The organism is Bacteroides sp. ET336 (genome assembly GCF_024733815.1).
In the GTDB taxonomy this organism is placed as follows: domain Bacteria; phylum Bacteroidota; class Bacteroidia; order Bacteroidales; family Bacteroidaceae; genus Phocaeicola; species Phocaeicola cellulolyticus.
In genome coordinates this window covers 225,649-247,373 of record NZ_JANRHK010000003.1, presented here as the reverse complement: position 1 = coordinate 247,373, position 21,725 = coordinate 225,649, and the positions used below count along the sequence as shown (strand labels likewise).

The 21,725-nt window shown below is 39.1% G+C and carries 19 protein-coding genes; 3 read left to right on the top strand and 16 right to left on the bottom strand.

All coding sequences use genetic code 11. From position 1 onward, the window contains the following. Positions 1-179 precede the first annotated feature (179 nt). Positions 180-1,322 (top strand): iron-containing alcohol dehydrogenase, encoded by a 1,143-nt coding sequence (locus NW213_RS05325; protein ID WP_258322120.1) that lies wholly within the window; start codon positions 180-182, stop codon positions 1,320-1,322. A gap of 94 nt (positions 1,323-1,416) precedes the next feature. Here the strand turns inward: NW213_RS05325 and tpx are convergent, their stop codons facing one another. From tpx to NW213_RS05280, 9 genes are all read right to left on the bottom strand, one after another. Beyond that, positions 1,417-1,941, bottom strand: coding sequence for a thiol peroxidase (gene tpx, locus NW213_RS05320; RefSeq protein WP_239469049.1), 525 nt, complete (start codon positions 1,939-1,941; stop codon positions 1,417-1,419). A gap of 193 nt (positions 1,942-2,134) precedes the next feature. Continuing rightward, on the bottom strand, positions 2,135-2,683 hold the full coding sequence (locus NW213_RS05315) for a PepSY-associated TM helix domain-containing protein (protein WP_235340177.1): 549 nt from the start codon (positions 2,681-2,683) through the stop codon (positions 2,135-2,137). Continuing rightward, entirely contained in the window at positions 2,667-3,218 is a 552-nt protein-coding gene (locus NW213_RS05310; RefSeq protein WP_258322066.1) for a hypothetical protein, read from the bottom strand. The genes NW213_RS05315 and NW213_RS05310 overlap by 17 nt, the downstream gene beginning before the upstream one ends. Before the next feature lie 42 nt (positions 3,219-3,260). Then, a complete protein-coding gene (locus NW213_RS05305) occupies positions 3,261-4,505 on the bottom strand; it encodes a DUF4857 domain-containing protein (protein ID WP_258322065.1) in 1,245 nt (414 codons plus the stop codon). A 38-nt stretch (positions 4,506-4,543) separates the two neighbouring features. Beyond that, positions 4,544-5,218, bottom strand: coding sequence for a hypothetical protein (locus NW213_RS05300; protein ID WP_235340179.1), 675 nt, complete (start codon positions 5,216-5,218; stop codon positions 4,544-4,546). Between the two features lie 20 nt (positions 5,219-5,238). Next, the gene (locus tag NW213_RS05295) at positions 5,239-6,120 is read right to left on the bottom strand and encodes an ABC transporter ATP-binding protein (protein ID WP_204390441.1); all 882 of its coding nucleotides are present in this window, start codon (positions 6,118-6,120) and stop codon (positions 5,239-5,241) included. Positions 6,121-6,138: 18 nt separating this feature from the next. Further along, positions 6,139-7,752 carry a DUF6850 family outer membrane beta-barrel protein gene (locus NW213_RS05290; protein ID WP_258322064.1) on the bottom strand — a complete coding sequence of 538 codons (1,614 nt, stop codon included), beginning with the start codon at positions 7,750-7,752 and terminating at the stop codon, positions 6,139-6,141. Positions 7,753-7,754: 2 nt separating this feature from the next. Beyond that, on the bottom strand, positions 7,755-9,059 hold the full coding sequence (locus NW213_RS05285; RefSeq protein ID WP_258322063.1) for a DUF4876 domain-containing protein: 1,305 nt from the start codon (positions 9,057-9,059) through the stop codon (positions 7,755-7,757). A 5-nt stretch (positions 9,060-9,064) separates the two neighbouring features. Then, positions 9,065-11,998, bottom strand: a complete 2,934-nt coding sequence (locus tag NW213_RS05280; protein ID WP_258322062.1) for a TonB-dependent receptor — start codon at positions 11,996-11,998, stop codon at positions 9,065-9,067. 231 nt (positions 11,999-12,229) lie between these two features. Here NW213_RS05280 and NW213_RS05275 point away from each other — a divergent pair, with 231 nt between their 5' ends. Together NW213_RS05275 and NW213_RS05270 are read left to right on the top strand one after the other, a co-directional pair. After that, positions 12,230-12,574 (top strand): hypothetical protein, encoded by a 345-nt coding sequence (locus NW213_RS05275; RefSeq protein WP_375338111.1) that lies wholly within the window; start codon positions 12,230-12,232, stop codon positions 12,572-12,574. A gap of 86 nt (positions 12,575-12,660) precedes the next feature. Then, positions 12,661-14,967, top strand: a complete 2,307-nt coding sequence (locus NW213_RS05270) for a TonB-dependent receptor (RefSeq protein ID WP_258322061.1) — start codon at positions 12,661-12,663, stop codon at positions 14,965-14,967. Positions 14,968-15,038: 71 nt separating this feature from the next. Here the strand turns inward: NW213_RS05270 and NW213_RS05265 are convergent, their stop codons facing one another. From NW213_RS05265 to NW213_RS05235, 7 genes are all read right to left on the bottom strand, one after another. Then, positions 15,039-17,858 carry a pitrilysin family protein gene (locus NW213_RS05265; RefSeq protein WP_258322060.1) on the bottom strand — a complete coding sequence of 940 codons (2,820 nt, stop codon included), beginning with the start codon at positions 17,856-17,858 and terminating at the stop codon, positions 15,039-15,041. Between the two features lie 93 nt (positions 17,859-17,951). Beyond that, positions 17,952-18,158: a helix-turn-helix transcriptional regulator gene (locus NW213_RS05260; protein ID WP_204390448.1), complete on the bottom strand. Its 207-nt coding sequence runs from the start codon at positions 18,156-18,158 to the stop codon at positions 17,952-17,954. 22 nt (positions 18,159-18,180) lie between these two features. After that, positions 18,181-18,636, bottom strand: coding sequence for a DUF2975 domain-containing protein (locus NW213_RS05255; protein WP_258322059.1), 456 nt, complete (start codon positions 18,634-18,636; stop codon positions 18,181-18,183). 13 nt (positions 18,637-18,649) lie between these two features. Beyond that, entirely contained in the window at positions 18,650-19,102 is a 453-nt protein-coding gene (locus tag NW213_RS05250) for a DUF2975 domain-containing protein (RefSeq protein WP_258322058.1), read from the bottom strand. Positions 19,103-19,129: 27 nt separating this feature from the next. Then, positions 19,130-19,570 carry a DUF2975 domain-containing protein gene (locus NW213_RS05245; protein ID WP_204402773.1) on the bottom strand — a complete coding sequence of 147 codons (441 nt, stop codon included), beginning with the start codon at positions 19,568-19,570 and terminating at the stop codon, positions 19,130-19,132. A gap of 15 nt (positions 19,571-19,585) precedes the next feature. After that, entirely contained in the window at positions 19,586-20,191 is a 606-nt protein-coding gene (locus NW213_RS05240) for a DUF2975 domain-containing protein (protein WP_258322057.1), read from the bottom strand. Between the two features lie 293 nt (positions 20,192-20,484). Continuing rightward, on the bottom strand, positions 20,485-21,564 hold the full coding sequence (locus NW213_RS05235) for a PD-(D/E)XK nuclease family transposase (RefSeq protein ID WP_258322056.1): 1,080 nt from the start codon (positions 21,562-21,564) through the stop codon (positions 20,485-20,487). Positions 21,565-21,725: the final 161 nt, after the last annotated feature.

The window sequence follows — 21,725 nt, the reverse complement described above, 5'->3', positions numbered from 1 at the left end:
AACCGAATGAAGTACAAAGTGAAAACAGTGTTTTCAACTTTTAATTCCGAGGTGCAGTCTATCTCATTAAAAGATAAACAAAAACGCACACATATATGTTAAAAATATAAAGTTTGAACTCTCAGTATAAATATGTACATTTGCATAAAGTTTTAAAACCATAAATACAGAATAATATGTTGAACAATTTTTGCTTTCAGAATCCTACAAAACTGATTATGGGCAAAGGTATGATTGCCCGGTTAAGTAAAGAAATACCTGCCGACAAGAAAATAATGATCACTTTCGGAGGTGGCAGCGTAAAGAGAAACGGAGTATATGAGCAGGTAAAGGAAGCCCTGAAAAATCATAACACAGTTGAATTCTGGGGTATAGAACCAAACCCGGCCATAGAAACACTGCGTGAGGCTATCGCACTGGGAAAAGCAGAAAAAGTAGATTTCCTTCTGGCTGTTGGTGGCGGCTCTGTAATAGACGGAACAAAACTCATCTCAGCAGGTCTGCTTTATGATGGCGACGCATGGGACTTGGTAAAAAAAGGAAAAGCCGACACGACAGTTCCTCTGGGAACAGTTCTTACTATACCTGCCACAGGTTCGGAAATGAACGACGGTGCCGTTATTTCATGCAAGGAAACTAAAGAAAAGTATGCTTTCTTCTCAAACTTCCCTAAGTTTTCAATCCTTGATCCTGAAGTAACTTTCTCATTGCCAGACTATCAGATAGCATGCGGTATTGCAGATACATTCGTACACGTTATGGAACAGTATCTCACTAAAGCCGGAGAATCAAGATTAATGGACCGCTGGGCTGAAAGCATCCTTCAGACACTGGTCGAGATTGCTCCGAAAATCAAGGAAAACAAGCAGGACTACCAGAATATGGCAGATTTCATGATGTGTGCTACAATGGCTCTTAACGGATTTATTGCTTTGGGAGTTTCACAGGACTGGGCTACACACATGATTGGTCATGAAGTGACAGCTCTCACAGGACTCACTCACGGACATACACTCGCGATAATCCTTCCTGGTACAATGGACGTACTCCGCCAGCAGAAGAGTGAGAAAATCATGCAGGTAGGCGCAAGAGTGTTCGGAGTAAGTTCAGGAACACACGATTTCCGTATAAACGAAACTATACGCAAGACTCGTGAATTCTTCAATTCTCTTGGTCTCACAACATCTCTCTCAGAAAACAATATTGGCAGAGAAGTGATAGACGAAATAGAACGTCGTTTCAATGAAAGAGACGTACATTTTGGTGAGGACGGACTGGTAACCGGTACAGTTGCAAAAGAAATCCTCAACAAGGTATATTAATTCTATTTTTCAAGATAAATAGAAAAGTAAAGAATCCTCTTATCAGAGCTATTTGCCATGATAAGAGGATTTATTCTGTCAGATATCAAAAATTTTATTTCAACCGTTCGAGAGCTTTCTGATAATCAGGTTCCTCCGAAACATTCTTCACAAGCTGGCGGTAAATAATCTTTCCTGTTTCATCAATAACTATTACAGCTCTTGTAGTCAACCCTCTCATAGGGCCTTCAGTTATAACCAAACCATAATTCTTTTCAAAATCCTCACTACGGAAAACCGATAGTGGTATTACCCTGTCCAATCCTTCCGTAGAGCAAAATCTTGATTGAGCAAAAGGCAAATCCTTCGAAACGCAAAGCACCACGGTATTTTCAAGAGAAGCCGCATCAGCATTAAAATGTCTTACAGAAAGAGCACATGTCGGTGTATCCAGACTCGGAAAAATATTCAACACCACCTTCTTCCCTTTGAACGACGAAAGGGAAACCTCGTTCATACCCTTGTCTGTTGCAGAAAAGTCCGGAGCCATCACTCCTACTTCCGGCATATAACCGTTTGTGGATACCTCTACTCCGCGGGTGATAACTCTTTCCTGGGCAAATGTAGAATTATATGACATTATGCCAAATAAGAACAGAGATAAAAGACTGATTTTCTTCATAACTTAAATTATATTGGTTCGCTTGCAAATATAATTTTTATTTTGTAATGATTACAAATCGAAATCTTACCTTTCAGTATTATTTGAGCTTTTTAGCTTTTATATCAAAAAAAGACTGCCCCAATATCAAGTTTGAGACAGTCAAAAAGAGTTATGAAAGAATCATATATATTATCGGAATCAATATTCCAATCAGCAAATACCATTTACCTCTTCCCGCAATACCATTCTTTCCTTTAATCATAAATAATCCGGAAATGGCAAAGAAAACGAGTGAGAAAGCAAAGAAATCACCCATAAAACTCCATCCGTTTATGCGGTTATAATGAAGCCTGTTAAACCAGTATATCACAGGACGTTTTTCATGAGTTTCGTATTCAGTAACACCGGTTAGAGAGTTGTATATTCCAACTCCCCCTTCCAGCATAATTCTAAAGTGTTCATCGTCAATTTTAAGAACTTTCTTGAGATGTGGCAGTTCAGAATCTGCGTTCCATTCAGCAGTTATCTCATCTGCATCCATCCCCTTCTTCATCTCCACCTTTGTTTCTGTGGTTTTGAAAGCTGGGTCTTTTCCGTCCATGTGGTTAAGAAGGAATCCTGACACTCCATAAACCAGACACAGTCCCACCATCAGAAATCCCAGGTCACGATGGATAACCCTCAACCAATATGAAAGGCTTTTATTCAACAACTTCATAGTCAGTTCCTTCTACGAAATATATTGAATAATAGTCTTTGTTGTTTTCCTTCATCCACTTACGCATATTTTCTATATTGCTCAATTCAGCATCGCAAGTTTCACCGTTGCCTTCTTTTCCCTGCTTTTCCTTCAGTTCTTCTTCTGCCTGGTCAATATATTCTTTCGTAAGTTTGTTTTCTTTCAGAATTCCCTTGATAACAAGCTCTGAACCGATAAGTTCACGATTGAAGCCACCGATGTTTCCTCTTGCCTCTACACGGATAGATGTTTTCTGGTCATTACCCATAACAAAACATCTGCGTCCAGAATGCTTGCACGTATGAGTCACGAAACCTTTAAGGGTAATTTCCTTGCCTACTTCCTGTTCTGCATTCTTCAGGATTTCTTCTACATACAAAGCTTTTGAAACGTCTATCTTCTGGGCGGCCAGCTCTGTGGCTGAAGATTCATCCGACTGCTTTTTACTGTTTCCACATGATGTAAACGCCACACTTATAGCTAAAGCTGCAATAAAAAAGTAAAGTTTTTTCATTTTAAAAAGTTATGATTAAGTTTATAATTATTTTTTTAAGGTTTACTCAAATCTGTTTTTAGGCAATAATATAAATGCAATAACACCAGTAATACCCGTCAGAGCAACTACTGCAGATACTATAAGATTCTTTTGCAAAGCTAATCTTTTTCTCATAAACACAAAAACCAACAGTGCCAATATAACTGACAGTATCCATGCCGATGCCGAGAAATGAAGAACATAACAGTTAATATAGCCATTATCCGGCGAAGATGGCGATAAGATTACAGGGAAAACAAAATTGGCTACCTTGTCCCAAGTTCCAATTTCTTTCTCCTGATGATAAGTTGTCAATGACTCCAAAGTAGATGTTTTAAGTCCATAGCAATCCATTGATTCAGAGTTATATATTCTTACCGTCCAGTAAAGTAAATTACCCATAATTGTTATGTCATCCTTTGTAATATCGACAGGACGTACATCCATCTTGATAAATCTGTATCCACCGTCATCATTGCTTTCAACTATTCCCAACTCTCCGTTCTGTCCGAAAAGGTAACCATAAAATCTTTTATCGCTTACCTCGCGCATGACAAACCATTTTACATCTACCTGCTTGCTAACTCCTGTGTTCTTCACAAAAGGACGTCCGTTAACCATTTTTACGTGAAATAACTCGCCTTTATTGTCCAGGCAGAAATAACCTTCCTCATAAGCTTTACGCACAGTAGGATTACCCCAAAAAGCCTTTGCCGGGAATTCGAATCCTTTTTTCAGAAGCTCATCAGTAAACATCTTACTTTTTGCGTCATTTACAGAGTTCGTTTCAGCATTTACGAAAACCATTTCATTATCGTTCATTCTGAAATAATCACCCGGCAATGACAGACTTCCCCTTTTCGGCATAGCCTCAAGCAATACTCCCATCTTTGGTTGAGGAGAATATACATCCGACGGTCTGAAACGATAAACCACCTGTTTCGAACGAAGAACTTTTACATCCATTGCATAACCTTCAAGTGAGTCAGGCAAGTTTCCATTCATAGCCAGCTGCCTGTAGTTCATCAGCGGCAAGAGAGAATCGTATTGCGAACGTGGATATACATTTCCTTTCACATCGCGGAAAGCATCATTCATCTCACGAAAATCTATTATACAAAGTTCTTTCAAACGTGAACTGTAGTACATCAGAGGATATCCATTTGACTCATACACAATTTTCTTTACCAGAGCCGGTATTGACCACGAAGTTATTACTGTAGTCAGAACAAGGATTGCCACATATATAATATTCTTAAATCTCATATCAAAAAACTGTTTTTATTGTTAACGATTAAATCATATCACTGAATTCCCTGTTTAAATCTGACACACGAATAGAAAGGAAAAACAAACGACGAAACAAGCACGAGAATCATGCCCCATCCAAAGTAGGAATAGGTCTCAGGATAAACAGAAACAAACAGTACAGACAACAGTCCTACTGAAATCAGCATGTTGAATATTCTCTGCTTCCAGCTTGGTTCTACACATATCCATGACGTAAATCCATATCCGGCAAGTCCGGCAGTAATCCAAGGCAGAAACTGCGATACCATCATATGCACTACTTCAGAAGGCATAACCATACCTATAATAACAGACATGAATACAATGCAGGCTAAATACAATGCAAATAACACTCCATAACCATACAGCAGCATTGCAGACACCAGTCTTGTTTCGCTGGCAGGAAGATGTAATGTCAGTTTGAATCTCTTGTTCGTCATTTCAGGAACAAACTGTACTATAGCCATCGAAATACCCGACAATGGTATCAGATACATCATAAGATTTGATACCGATACTCCCTGAAAAATAAATCCATACCAAATATTTACCGCCTCTTCTATTCTTATGGCGTACGTAATGTCAATATAAGAATATACTGCTACAGCAGCCAGCAGGACAAAAACCACTAGAATAAACTTTCTTGTCTTCATCCATTCTTTATACGATAGAGCCTTAAACAAATTCATATTTTATCACTTTATTATTATCAATATTTTCCTGTCAGACCAATAAATGCATCCTCAAGTGAGAGATGCTCCTCTGTAATCTCCTTTACTCCCATTACAGAGAGCTTTGCCAGTACCTCTTCTTTATTCAGGAAAGAATAAACTTCCCATTTATCACCAAGCACTGACGGATTCCAGAAGTCATTGTCGGTCGATAGCCTGAAATCCTGTCCCGGTGTGACAAATCTGTATCGCCTGAAGTTGTTCATTATCTCCTTGACCGGTCGGTGAAGAAGCAGACGGCCATAATCCATAATCATACAGTCATCTATGAGCATTTCCATATCTTGAATGATATGCGAAGTCAGGAACACAGTCTTGTTTTCTGCCGAAGCATATTCCTTTAAATATTCTACAAAGAGACGACGATAACCCGGATCAAGTCCCATAGAAAAGTCATCCAGAATCAGCAAATCAGGGTCCTGTGCAAACAAAAGTCCCAAGGCTACCTGTGAGCGCTGTCCGCACGACATAGTAGAGATTTTCTGTGTGGGAAGGACCTGCAGTTTTTTAAGAAGTTCATAATATGCTTCCTTCTTCCACTTTGGGAAAAATGCCGAATAAAATTTCTCTATCTGCTGCACATTGAAATATGTATGCTGTACATGTCCTTCAAGCAACAACCCTACCCTTGATTTCGTGGCTGGACTTATGTTATTCATATCCTCACCAAACAGACGGCATACACCGGAACGGGGTTTCAAGTATCCATTCAGAATGTTTATAATGGTTGTCTTCCCCGTTCCATTCTTACCTAACAGACCTAACACCTTACCTTTTTCTACGTCAAAACTAAGGTCGGCATAAATCAGTCTGTCTCCATAATAATGCGTTATTTTATCGCATTCTATAATCTTCTCCATATATATTATTTTTAAACATTAGAATTTAACTCCAGCCGAAAGGCCGCATACAAAGTGTTTCTTGCCTTTCATACTGGTATTCAAGGCTGTCAGAAACGAAAAATCTACACTCGAATACAGTGACAGTTTTTCCGAAATTCCTCTTTCATATCCCAAAGAGACGCATGATTTCACCTGACTTGCTATGTTATAATCATATTCCTGAACAAGCAGATTATCAAGGGAGACAGGAACTTTCTGGTTTTCTGAAACAACGGTGTATGTTCCGTCTTCGTTCATATTTCCCCATCCTGTTGAATATCCGCCTTTTATCAACATGGTGTAAATATTTTTCTTCTTAAACCAGTTCTTTCTCGCAAACAAACCAGCATGGACCGTATTGATATCCTGCTTTCTGTAGAACGGATACTGCGAAGCTTTTACAAGACGTGAATAATATCCAGCATCTATACCTGCCGACCACTCGGAACGCCGTATTCCTTTTCCTGAAAGAATTGAATATGTGATATCAGCCCCTTTCCATTCCTTCTCGCCTACTTTATTGCTACCATAATAAACGATTTGCGATACTCCATTTGCATCAGTGCTTTCCTTATATGAGTTCTCATTATTCTCGAGCGATTTGCTGAATACATTCAGTTCAAACACATGAGATATACGAGGCTTTTCTATTATAAGTTTCGACTTGTACTCCAGTACTGTAGAATTATGATTACTATAAGTAATTGAAGTAGAGGAGCCTGTTCCGAACTGTCCATTATCCTTATAATAACCAAATTCATTAAACCACTTCATACCGGTTGTTTCCCATAATAGTTGCAAAGCACCACCATTAGTCTGCGTAAACAAAGGAAGAGCATTAGAGGTATATCCACTCTCCCCAAATAATTCGCTACGCCCATAAAAGCCACCGAAACTTATCAGCGAAGTATATTGCCTGTCCGTATTACCATAAATATTAAATGATACCCTCTGAATGTTTCTTCTATAAACATAGGCAGAACCTAAAGTTACGTTATCGGTGATTTTATACTTGCCTCCAAAAGACAGATTCAAATCCATCATAGAATTCTGATGCCTCAAATCCTTGAACTTGGCATAGTTCTCAACGGCATATTCCAATGAAGCTCCCAACGAGATTCTTGAGTTCAGCGAGTACCCTGCTTTTCCGCTCAATGAATACCATTCTCTGCGTTTGACTCCAGCATTGGATCTGTCCACCTCTACAATATCGAAAGGAGTATATTCAGGATTAATGAATACAGAACCTGACATGTTGTTTCCTTTATCCATACCATATGATATTGCGCCAGACAATATCAGACGTTCATTGAAACGATAATACGACTCTGTTCTGATTTCAAAATCCCTGCTATCGTCAGACTGATAATAATTAACCATATCACCTTTACGGATATGAGCATTCATTTCCAGATAAGACAAGTTTGAACATTTCATTTCCGTTAGGAAAGAAACATTCTCACTCTGTGATGCATAAAATTTCAAAATAGTCTCATCATAATCCATATCAGCAACAGCATGATTATTATCTGCACGAACAGGTATAGCAACGAGAAGAATTATTCCCGTTGCCATTGCCATTCTAAGGTTTCTGGTATTCCTTAAATACATAATCAATTCCTTAATGAAGCTTTACTTCTCAGATGGAAATCTACCGTAGAATTATTTGTATCCTTGTAGATTATTCTTGCACCATTCTTGATTGAAGCCTCAGCATCAATTCCACTTGGGTCGGTAGAACCTTCTACTCCTAGTGAATAATTATATACAAGTTTACCTTCATTTTCCTTGATAGCCTCAGTAGCTTCCTTATCTACATTTCTGTAAAGAGTATAGCCCATCTTGGCAGTCATTTCCACATAACCTGCATCAATTGTAGGCAGAAGTCTTTTCTGATTGTTAGACTGTCCTTTTGCAAACACTTCTATACCATCGACAACCCACTCTACAGGAACTTTTCTACGGACCTGATTAGAACCGTACATGTTCTCATTTTCAGGGTTGTCAACAAAATCCTTTAGAGTTGTTCCCTGAGGACGTACTATATAGAATGCCGGACTGGAATTGCTTAAAGGCCATGCCTTACCCAATCCGTAACTATAAACTTTCAGATAGTGTTCTGTAGGAATTAATTCAGAAGGAGTTGGATAGTAAGAAGTCAGATTATAATCCTCTATATCATAACAGCAATAATACTCACTGTTAGCATAGTTTATTGACTGCGAATATGTCTTTGTATTATCAACAGCTCCACAAATTGCTATAACAATCTGTTTTCCAGACTCCAGTTTTACGTTGTTTTCAAAATACCACAAACCATTTCCGGCAGGTATCCATCCTTGCGATGCATAAAACAACTCTCCATCAACATAGTCATTATTTGTACTCTGCGAATTGTAAGGATTTACCATTGCAAGAGCAAAATCACTTATATCTAAAGTTGCAGACGAATTGTTATATAGTATCACATACTGGTCTCTTGCAAAATACCCAGAACCGTCGTCTTTTGGACATCCGCCTACGTATAGTTCTTTAATAACCACCGAACCGCCTTTTGACAAATCCAGATTTATTACAGCTTCTACATTTTCTGCACTGGCATTTACGTTGCTGTTTACTCCATTAAAAAGATAAACCTCCGCATCGACCACTCTTTGTTCCGAAGCAGAAGCCTCATATATACCCTTAGGCACTTCAAACAGAGCAGCACCTTCCGCACTGCTCTTTTCAGTAAACACAGCTCCGGTAGAAGTATTCTTCAACGATACTTCCACACCTTCTGATGTGTTATAGCCCTCGGGATATACCAACTGAATTTTTACTTTACTTAATTCATATTGCGGATTATCTTTCTCCGTACATGAATAGACGAATAAGCTAAGCATCAAAATGCTTAAAGCGAAAAAAAATTTTCTCATAACAGTTATAATTTTAGTTTAAATGAAATTCCGTAATTAAAAGGAGTAATCAGGCTTGAATCAAACAATGATGTTTCGTTTCCTGTCTGTTCATTTTTTATCTTCTGCATATTGTAGAAGAAGTTATTTGCGAAAAAAGAGACAGTAAGATACTTGCCTATTTCTTTTGACACATTGAGATTGGCTGAGAAATAAGGTGAATAACTCTGTTTTTTGAAGATATATCCATAACTGCTCTTTACAGCAAGTTTAGTCAACTCATTATATAAGTCCTTATCATTATCGTATGCCCACAACAGCTTATCCATAAATGGAACTTTGGTATCCATATCATCGCGGGATACATAATACAATGGATAAGTCACTACATAATTTTCTCCATCATAAATATCTTTATCCGTAGCGGACGGCAAATAATCACCTCTGCCGTCAATTACATAACTTCTTGTTCCTCCACTGTACTCACTCAAATTCTGACGTGTATTCATAAATGTTCCTTCAAAACGCAATGAGAAGATCATTCTCAGTTTAGGTATATGAGTGATAAAAGTCAGATTTGTATTTAAGCGTTTACTTTCGAAACCATTATAATTACCTGTTCCGCCAACATAATATCCTATATATTTATATGGTTGCCCATCTGAACTTGTCAGGTTAACCCTGGATGGCACAATAACTTCATCAATACCTCTATATCTGTAATACTTTCCATCTATTCGTACTGAAGTGTTTATTGATCTGATCTTATCAAAATCCAATACCCACTCCAGTCCCATTCTCGAAGACGAAGAACCATTTATACTCATGCTTGCCGACTGAAAGTCATTTACAACTTTGTAGTCCAGTTCTTGCGAAGGTAGTGTTCCGGCTTTATCGGATACGGTAACGATACCGGTATTACGGTCAATACTGTAAATCCTGTCTGAAGAAGGAATCAGACAAGACTCCAAAGCACTCTGGTCCGTAAGTTTATAATCAAAAGGTGAATAAAACCTCGTGCTGGAATATGGACTCATCATACTGTTATAATAAAAGGACAATGACATTCTTACCCATTTAAAATTAACGTCTGCACCCACTTCACGCATTATGCTATATTGCCACTTCAGTGATGAGTTATATATAGGAGTAACCGGATGAGTGTGGTATGCATAATATGTAGTTCCGTCAGCCATTGTTCCTGGAGCAAAAGCCAGTCTGTCAACGTATGTTTCCCTAGGATAAAGTATCTCAAATGAAGGAAGTTTTACAGCTTTCCCCCATCCCATTCTGACAGTTGCTCCTCTGAAGAATCCTTTATCAGAATTACCAAACGAATATTTCGCACTGATTCTTGGGGACAGACTTGAAACTGTTCCATAATCAGAACCGGATATTACAGTCATATCATTTCTCAAACCAGCTTTCAGATTCAGACTGGAATTTTTGAATGCTACATTCAAATCCTCTTCTATATATGAGGCCCAGTTATTTATATACGGCAGATTATCGTATCTGTATTCTCTCCAGGTCGGTGCAACGGACATATCTGTATAATATTCTCCTCTTCCCAGATTTCCGTCTGACTTAATATCGGAGCCCAAAAGTAAATTACTCGTTATATTTCCAATCTTATGTGTCCACTTGGCTTTAACATAAGCAGAATAATTTATCGGACGGTTGTCATTATATGTAGTGACATACCAGTATCCGGTAGGCAACAGAATTATTGGCGACGAAGGATTGTCTTCATATCTGGAAGCTACGAAATACCCTTCTTCTGTGGTATGCAAAGCAGGCATGGCTGATGATGCAGATTGGTTTGTCTTCACTTCCGACATCTTATCAGAATAAGAGAAAGTCATCCCCCATCTCAGATTTGAAAGCCAATTAGAGTTTATCATATAATTGAAAGCGATGCTGCTCCACAAGGCATTGTCTTTTTTCTTGGTATAAGTTTCCTTGAAAGCATCCGGGTCTGACTCAGAGTTCAGTCCACCCACATTACCATTCAGACTGAAATCCATGGAAAGATTCCGTCCTGACGAATAATTTACTGCATTGGAATACTTGAAGCCAAAGGCATTCCTCATATATGAAGTATATGGAGATGCAATATCAGAGACAGAACGTACACGCTCATATGACAGATTGACTATCCCTCTTTTTCCTCCCAGGTCGATACCCTTACTCAATGAATATGACTGCGTGTTGGGACGTACTGATATGTTTGCAAAAAGAGGACTTTTACCTTTTCGTGTTATTATTCTGACAACACCATTTGTCAAGTCACCATATTCCACAGAAGGAACACCTGTAATAACGTCTATTCTTTCTACGTTATTATTACCCACATTCCTTAAATCAGTTCCACCTGTAGATTGAGCAGTAGCATTACCGGAAAGTCTTACTCCATCCATCTCAACTACAGTTCCAAAATCAGGATTACCCATCTCCGTAGTTTCACCTCTCAAAGTAACAACCTGTTCTGATGATGTCAAGGTTTTATATTTGTTTGTCTGTTCACCTGGTAACAGGCTTAAGGCATCCGTTACACTTACACTCTGTAAATGGTCTAATGCTGTCCTGTTCAGGGTATAAGTCGTGGCTGCATCATTTGCTTTTCTCTCAGCCGTAACAGTCACCTCGTCCAAAGCCAAGGATGTTTCAAAAAGATAAAATACTACATCAGCATTCTTCATGAGATATATTTTCTCCTTTTTCTCTGTGTAGCCCAAACATCTAATGATAATTTCATAATTACCCTCAGAAAGACTATTTACCAGAAAACTTCCATTTACATCTGTCACGGTACCAATACCCGTACCCTCAACCCATACAGTAGCAAACTCTATTGGCTTTTTAGATTTTACATCAAGTATTTTCCCTGAGATATTATATGAAAATCCGGTTATAGGAGTAATTAAGAATATTAATATTAACAACAAATTAGGTCTCATAAAATGCCTTTAATTTTCAATCGCAAAATTATCGCGATAGCAAAAGGATGACAATACCTAAAAGTAGGTATAAATACACACCGAACTTCCTACTTTTTAATCATTAATAGGTATTTATAGTTACAATTCCATTAAATCTACATCAACACCATTAACAGACATTTGACAATAACCCTGAATTATTGTATCTTTGCAAACACATAGGGACTAGTACATACACAAAGGCTATACATGCTTAAGGAAAAAAGACATTTAAAGTTCATGCGCTTTTTCCTTCCGATATTATTTATATTCTATTTCGGGGGAATAACACTGTTTACACATACCCATGTAGTAAACGGAGTTATCATTGTACATTCCCATCCATACAAAAGTGAACATACTCATACGGCACAACAGGCCGAAACAATCTTTTTCCTATCTTCATTTTATACATACGGTGATATTCCACAGCCGTTGACTCCGGTATTGTGGCTCACGCTACTTGCTGTTCTGATAACACCAGCTGTCTGCGACAAGCCTCACAGTGCTACATACGGAGTTGTCTCTCTGCGTGCCCCTCCGACATTAGACTGATATAATCAATTCTTTATTTATACTGTATGCTTTCGTTATGAAAGTGTACACATATATCATGTCTAAAAATTAAAACGCAAAATCAAATGAAGACAATATATACCATTATATTGGGAACAATACTTACATTGCTCCCCTACCAGCTATATGCATACAAACTTAATGAATCGGACGCTAACATGATTGGGCACGTGACAGACAAACATTCACACGAGCATCTTCCTTTTATTACAATAAGCCTGAAAGGTACTACTATCGGTACAACCACCGATGAAACCGGTCACTACTTTCTGAAAAACCTTCCTGAAGGGACATTCACAGTGGAGGTTTCATCAGTAGGCTACAAAACTGTACGCAAAGAAATAAACTTCAAGAAAGGTAAAACCATCGAAATGAATTTCGAAATAGAGGAAGACCTCATTTCATTGGAAGGTGTTGTGGTGTCTGCAAACAGAAACGAAACTACCCGCCGTATGGCACCTACACTGGTAAATGTAGTTTCTATGAAGACATTTGAGAATACAAACTCTGCGTACCTGGCCCAAGGATTGAACTTCCAGCCTGGTGTGAGAGTGGAAAACAACTGCCAGAACTGCGGATACCAGCAAGTCAGGATAAACGGTCTGGATGGTCCATACACACAAATCTTAATTGACTCACGCCCTATATTCAGTGCCCTTTCCGGAGTATATGGTCTTGAACAGATTCCAGCAAATATGATAGACCGGGTGGAAGTAATGCGTGGTGGCGGTTCTGCTCTGTTCGGCTCGTCAGCCATTGCAGGCACCATAAACATCATAACAAAAGAACCGATAAGAAACTCGGCACAGATATCACACACTATTACCGGTATCGGTGATGGCAGCGTATTCGAAAATAATACAACAATGAATGCTTCACTGGTCACAGAAGATCAGAAAATGGGAATCGCTGTTTTCGGACAAAACAGAGAAAGGAACGGTTATGATAACGACGGCGACGGTTTCACAGAACTTCCTAAACTCAAGAATCAGACTGTAGGTATGCGTTCGTATATCAAGACAAGTACTTACTCCAAACTTACAATGGAATACCATCATCTGCAGGAATTCAGACGCGGAGGTGACATGCTCGACAGGCCTGCCCACGAAGCAAACATAGCCGAACAGCTCACTCACAGCATAAACACCGGAGGATTGAAGTTTGACTACTTCTCACCAAACGAGAAACATCGCGTGAGCATCTATACATCAGCCCAGCATATTAACCGCGACAGCTACTATGGTGGCGGACAAGGCAGCGAAACTGCACTCAAGGCATACGGAGGAACAACCGATCTCACATGGATAGCAGGAACGCAATACAACTATCACTGGGACAAATGTCTGTTCATGCCTGCCGACCTTACTGCCGGTACAGAATATAATTACGACAATCTCAAAGACAACCAGTGGGGTTATAACAGATACGTAGCACAGAAAGTAAGAATTATGAGTGCCTTTGCACAGAACGAATGGAAAAACGAGATGTGGAGTTTCCTTATCGGTGGTCGTCTGGACAAACACAGCATGCTGAGCAAACCTATATTCAGCCCACGAGCAAACCTTCGCTTCAACCCTACTGAGAATATCAATCTGCGTGCGAGCTACTCATTCGGTTTCCGTGCTCCACAGGCATTCGATGAAGACCTTCATATAGAGAATGTGGGAGGTACGGTTTCGATGATTCGTCTGGCAGAAGATTTGAAAGAAGAAAAATCACAAAGCACAAGCATCTCTGCCGATATGTATCACAACTGGGGAGACTGGCAGGGAAATCTCCTAATAGAAGGATTCTACACAAACATCTCAGATGTATTTGCATTGACAGAAATCGGTATTGAAAACGGTATCCTTATCATGGAACGCGGAAACGAAAAAGGTTCTGTTGTTTATGGAGGAACACTGGAGGGCAAACTTGCATGGCGCAATATCTGGCAATTGCAAGCAGGATTAACACTCCAGAAAGCTGAATATAAGGAAGCAAGATCATGGGGTGAAGATGTAGCAGAAGAAAAAAGAATGTTCCGTACACCAAACACATACGGATACTTTACAATGACATACGCTCCGGTGAAACAGTTTAATGTTGCGTTATCAGGTACATATACAGGAAGTATGCTGGTGGAACATCACAAAGGATATATCGAAAAAAACAGAACAGAAAAGACAAGAAGCTTTATGGATATAGGATTAAAAGTCTCTTATGACTTCAGTCTGTATAAGAGTACAACTCTTCAGTTAAATGCAGGGGTACAGAATATATTCAATGCCTATCAGAAAGACTTCGACAAAGGTGCAAACAGAGACTCAGGGTATATCTATGGCGCTGGAATGCCACGTTCTATATTTGCAGGCATAAAGATAAGCTACTGATAAATAAGTACACATAAAAAAAGCCTGGTTCATATTGTGCAATATTGCCACAATAGAACCAGGCTAAATTATCACTTATTTTCAGGCATCATAACCAACACCCTGTAGTTGTTCTGTTTCATCACTTTATTTACATATTCCGAAAGTTCTTTTGGAGTGACAGACAAGATTGCCTTTTCAGCCTGGGCAAATACTTCGGCCGGTTTAAGTTCGTTGCCTGCCATCATAGAACACCAATAACTGTTTGTATGTTCGTTCTCGGCATACTGCTTAACCATAAACTCCTTCACCTTGTCAAGTTCTTCTGCCGGAGTTTCCTTTGCCAGCTTTTCAAACTCGCTGCGGATTATTTCAAGCGCACGGTCTTTCTTTTCAGGCTTAACCTGGAATATAGTCTGATATGTGACTGACACTTCTGACAGTCTGTCCTGAGAGCCCTGTGTATATATGCTATATACTGCACCTTCCTTTTCGCGAACCTCATTCAATAGACGTGTAGAGATTATCTGTGCCGACATTGAAGCCATCAGTCTGTTCTTGAATGAGTAAGGCATCTTTCCGCTGATGATGACAGCAGCACTACCCTGAGGCACTTCCATCTTCATTGTGAAATCCTTTTCTTCGCTACCGGACTTGATTTCTACGGCACTGTTATATTTCAATTCCTGTTTTTTCCCTTTCACAGAAGGCAGTGAAGCAATATACTGTTCAACAAGTTTCTTTAATTCAGTTTCATCAAAATTTCCGCTGAATACAAATGTAAAGTCCGCTGCATTGGCAAGCTGCTCATGTATGATAGAAAGGATATTATCACGGTTTGCCTTCTCAATATCACTTACACCGAACACCTGCTTGTTAGGCGAAGTATAAAGGAATTCCTGAACCTTCTTCTGGAAAACAAAACTAGGGTTCTGCTCCTGATTCTGAATCAATCCCTTATACAGATTCTGCATTGCAGCAAATTCATCCTCTGTTACTGTCAGTCCTGTGAAAGTCATGTATATCATCTCCATATAAGTCTTCAGATCCTTCGGAGTGGTATTTCCGTAAAGACTACGTACATAATCCTCAAAAGCAACTTTCAGGGATACCTGCTTGCCGGCCATCAGCTTGGTAAGATCAGAATTGGTAAAATTACCCAGACCGTGCTGTTCCAATACGGCAGGCATAAACATCAGGTCCGCAGCCTTGTCATTGCCATAAACCGAAGTACCGCCCTTTGCTACAGCCATCATATTGATTTCGTCAGCCTTGAAGTCAGTTTTCTTCAATATCACTTTGGCACCGTTTGAAAGAATCCATTCCTTGGCACCGAAATCAGAAAGCATGTTTTCCTTCACCACCTTTCCGGCTGCAGGCAATTCGCTTACCAGTGGTTCATCCTTTACATTGTCAACGTAAGGAGCAATGTTTTCTGCTTCCACCTGAGAAAGCAATGCAAGTATATCATCATCCTTAGGACATGACTCCCCTTCGCGTGCAGGCATCATACCGAGAACAACCAGATTTTTATCCGAAACAATCTGCGAGAACACCTGATTTACAGCTTCCACTGGTATCTGGTTTACAATCATGCTCATCATCTGATATTCTGTCTCTATACCAGGTATAGGCTTCTTGTCGATAAAGTTACGTACATACGATTCTGCAAGAGTCTTGTTTTCCTGCTGGTTGCGGTTATTGTATGCCTTTTCAAGCTGAGAAAGATATTCTGTACGGCAACGCGCATATTCAGTGGCAGTAAATCCTCCCCTCTTGGCACGGAGAGCCTCACGATAGACAGCCTTCAGTCCTTCGTTGAAGCTGTTACCCTTAGGAACCATAGCCATTTGGAAAGCCTGTTTAGTCTTTGCCATAATAAACTCACCGTAAAATGCAGAAGCTACGGCAAACGGAGCATCCGCCTTCTGTCCCAGTTCGTTCAGTCGTATCTGAAGCATCATCTGGGCCATATCGAGCAGATAAGAAGTTGTAACATCAGCCATCGTACCCTTCAATGAATCAGGCAGGGCATCATACTTGAACATAATCTGAGCCACATATTTATCCTGCTCCTTATCCGAGCCGAAAGCGACAATAGGCTTTTCATTGTCTGCCACAGGGTAGTAAACCCTTTCTGCCGGATTTACAGGTTTCTCAATCTTTGAGAACAGTTCCTTAATCTTGCCTTCTATACGGTCCACATCAATGTCCCCCACCACTACTATACCCTGCAGGTCAGGACGATACCACTTTTCATAATAGTCGCGCAAAGCCTGATGAGGGAAATTGTCCACCACTTCCATGGTTCCTATAGGAAGACGGTGTCCGTATCTGCTGTCAGGATATATCACCGGAAGCAGTTTCTCCAGAATTCTCATATTTGGAGGCAGCTGACTTCTCCATTCCTCATGTATAACGGAACGTTCCTCGTCTATCTCCTTGCCTTCGAGCAGAAGGCCGTCAGCCCAGTCTGACAGAATCATCAGGCATGAATCCTGTACCCCGATACGCTCTGTAGGTACACTGGAGATACGATACACAGTTTCATCAATACTGGTATAGGCATTCAGATTATAACCGAACTTCACACCTACAGACTCCAGCCATTTTATCATCGAGTTTTCCGGGAAGTTCTTTGTTCCGTTGAAACACATATGTTCAAGGAAATGCGCCAATCCGCGCTGGTTGTCCTCTTCCAGGATACTACCCACCTTCTGGGCGATATAGAAGTCCACCTGGTTCTTAGGATATTCATTATGACGGATATAGTATGTAAGTCCGTTATCCAGTTTACCTATTCTCACTTCCTTATCCACAGGTACCGGAGGCATCTGCTGTGCCCTGACAGCTACCGGCAAGCAGGCAAATCCTGCAATGGCTACAAAAGCCAGTTTAATAATTCTTCTCATAACTTTTATATTGATTAGTTGTTCTTATGCCGCAAAGGTATGCGCAAAGAAAATTAGTTTATGTTATCGCTATGTTATCTTTATGTTAAGACATCATTCATCCCTGTATTCCAGAATATCTCCCGGCTGGCAGTCCAGTTCCTTACAGATAGCCTCCAAAGTAGAGAAACGTATAGCTTTAGCCTTTCCAGTTTTAAGTATAGAAAGGTTTGCCGGAGTAAGGTCTATACGTTCGGCCAGTTCACCTAGCGAAATCTTCCGTTTCGCCATCATTACGTCCAAGTTTACTATTATAGGCATATATGTCAGTTTTTTTAATCTATCAAATGGTCAAATCCTGTTCTTCTTTCATTCGTATTCCTATCTCGAAAATACAGGCAGTCAATACAAACATCATCCCCAAGATTATAAATAACACACAAACCTCAGTCGGCATTTCAAGAGGACTTAAACGAATTATCATATTTATAAGTATTCCGGACAAAGTAGTTGAAACACCTATGGCATTCAGGATACGCTTGTTCACACGGCTGAAGATATTTCCCCGCTTCACATTACGAACCATCACATACGACAGAACTCCTACAAACATTATGGCGTAACTCTCTATGCCCACAACTAGGGCGTACCATATAAATGTGTCGCTATCATCCTTTCCCATTTCATAACAAAGATCCAGTATATTAGGAAATCCGTACATAGCTGCGGCTATTATTGTTATCACAGAAATAACCTCGCAATATCTTACAAGTTTTTTATCAGGCTTAATCTCGCTCATAGTTCTATTCCTATTAAATGGTCAAATCATTTTCTTCCTTAATTTTTACCGCACGGCGCACTATCTTTCCTATAAATGCCATCATAATTCCAAATAACATAATAGTGAACCAATCCAATGAATATAAAAATTCATCCCCCAAATCACCTGCTCTCTTTGCAAAAGAGTTACGAATCAACATAAAAAGAACCGTAAAAGAGCCAATACTCTCCAGAATACCAGCAGTCTTATTACTAATCAGTTTTCGGCAGTCAATCCTGATTATACAAAAGCAAAACACAAGAATGACCAATAAATTACAGGTATACACTCCGCCCAGCATCCGTTCAGAAGTGCCAGCCAGCAAAAGTCTTACAATAGTAGGACCAAAATACATCATTACACTTATCATTCCAACCAGAACAGCAAACAGAAGATTACCCATATCTTTATAGCGCTGCTTGAATATTTTCCATATCGTCTTCATTGTTATTCCCTTTCATAGTTTTATGATTCAAATAGTAAGTTCCTGTTCTTCTTTCATTTTCACTCCCAGATTGAACACTTCTGAGAGTATGTTTATAAAGATTCCTATTAATAGGAAAAACATATATGTCTGACTATCGGAGTCATTGATTGAGTTTATCACTGTCAGGATTATCCCTGTCAAGGTAACAGTCCACGCAAAGAATCGCAAAGGATATATATTCTTTTTATCGAAAACAAATCCTTTATCTACGTTTTTAAGAAAACGTACTATGGATATTGCCGACAGGATTATACATGTATATATTACCAATCTTATACAGGTATTATAATTGAATACTGCATCCATAAATATTACATCAGCAATTTCAAGACCTAAACGCAGTATTCCGACAAGCAAACTTGTATATGCAACCGTAAGGCTACAGAACATTGTCAATTGTTTTTTCTGTGAAACTTTGTTTTTCATAATCTTTATCTATTTTTAAATTGTCAAATCATTTTCTTCCTTAATTTTCTCCGCTTTTGCAAATATTTCGACAAACAATACCAGCAACATAAACAATATCCAAGGATATTTCAGTCCGAAAGCGTCAATCGTATAACCTGCCGGTAAAGTTATTTCGTTCACAACCTGAGAATACTCTATATATTCCCCTAATTCTTTTATTGCTGAAAACAATACAAAAGAATAAACAAACATACGCATACGGCGTACATTCTTTTTGGTAAGCACTTTATTACGGCAAATATCCAGCAGAAGACCTACAAGAGATACAAAGCCATATAAGAAAAATAACAGAAAAGGGACTGTCAGTATTATAAAATAATCAGTATAAAAACTATCAAAAGTAACATACGTAGATATAGTATCCAGCTTATATGGCACTTTCCTGCTCTCTGCATAATTGTACAGACTATCCGGAATCAAAGTTTTATCTTGTACTACAGAAACCAATACCGGATTCATCCCAACATATGTACGAGGAATAGAATCATCTGTTTCACCAAACTTTCTGAGCACGTCAGTTGAAGCGAAAAATACGATTATCGCTATTACCACAAATCCTAAAATACGTACTGTTTTCATAATCTCAATGTTTATCTGTTACTATTATCCTTATATTCTCTTACTTGTTTTCAATAATTATTTATCGTTTTTCGATATGCAAATGTATATACTATTTTTGAAACACAAAAGAAAAACAAGAAAAATTTATCGAAAAACGATATATTTTTCATCCAATGCGATAAATATCGAATAATTTCAATTATAAAAACAGACGTAATAGAAAAAAGTCCTTTGAAGTTACCCGCCGGTAATCAACAAAGGACTTAAATATTAATATCTTTATTATCAGGAATCTGAACTGAAAAGCCACATTATACCAACAAGTCTTTTATATCCTTTTCGGTCAAACCGGTAGCCTCCTGAATTTGCTCAATAGACAGTCCGAAAGCATTCAATTTAGAAACGACAGATTTTTTACCTTCCAGAAGTCCTTCCGCATGACCTTCCGCATGACCTTCCGCATGACCTTCCGCACGACCTTCCGCACGACCTTCGATAAGTCCCTCTGCGCGCCCCGCAATAAGTCCCTCTGCTCGTCCCTCTTCAAGCCCTTTCTTCCACCCTGCCTCACGGGCATCTTCCTCCACTATCCTGCTTACTCTATAACGGTCTAAAGCTTTATCATAAGCAATACGGTCTTCCAAAGAGAGATTAGCCACAGAAGCTAATTCTTCCAAACGATTAAAGACCTGCTCTTTAAGAGCATCCGGCATTCTGTTCCAATGTTGCATATTTTTGAGTGTATAAATCAATTTATCATAAAGAGTTTCACAATCTCGGAGTTCTTTCTTGAAATATGGAAATTGCAAAAAAATCTGACGGAACTTGCCGTTTATCACTTTTCCATTTTCCATATCAGCTATAACCGCGTCTGTTCGGAATTTTTCCTCCAAATCAGGTTCACAGAAATTCATCAGGAATATACCATAAACTTTGGAAAGTTTATATCTGGCTCCATATTTATCCGGTTTTGGTTCACTTAAGACAAAGCCATCCTCACCATCGCAGACTGAGTTCTCCGAACGAAGTTCCTGTTCTTTTTTTCTTTTCTCACGTATATTCTCAACTTGTCTGCCAATGGCACGACACATATAGAATAGCGTACGGTCAAGGAAATTACTGTGCAGGCGGTTTTGCATTTCAACAATAATATACTCACCAGTAGTAGTAAGACAATAAAGATCGTATATAATCCCTGCATCGTCCATATTGTCTGAATGATTTTCCTTATCAAGGAAAGTAAGGTTCTCTATGCAGTGTTCGCCTTTCAGAAGTTCATTAAGCAGCGTGATTAGCAATTCCTTACTGGCAGGCTGTCCGAAAATAATTTTAAAGCCAATATCCGTAAAAGGATTGACAAAATGGCCACAAGTAAAATCACTGTTGTTCATATTAACTCCTTTATTACTGATTGATGCAAATATACGAATTAATACGTTGATATTTATATTTTTATATTCTAAACTTTAAATTTAATGACCGCTGCTTGCTAAATACGTCCGATACAAAAATCCCTGACATTCTGCAAACAGCCGTACAGAATATCAGGGAT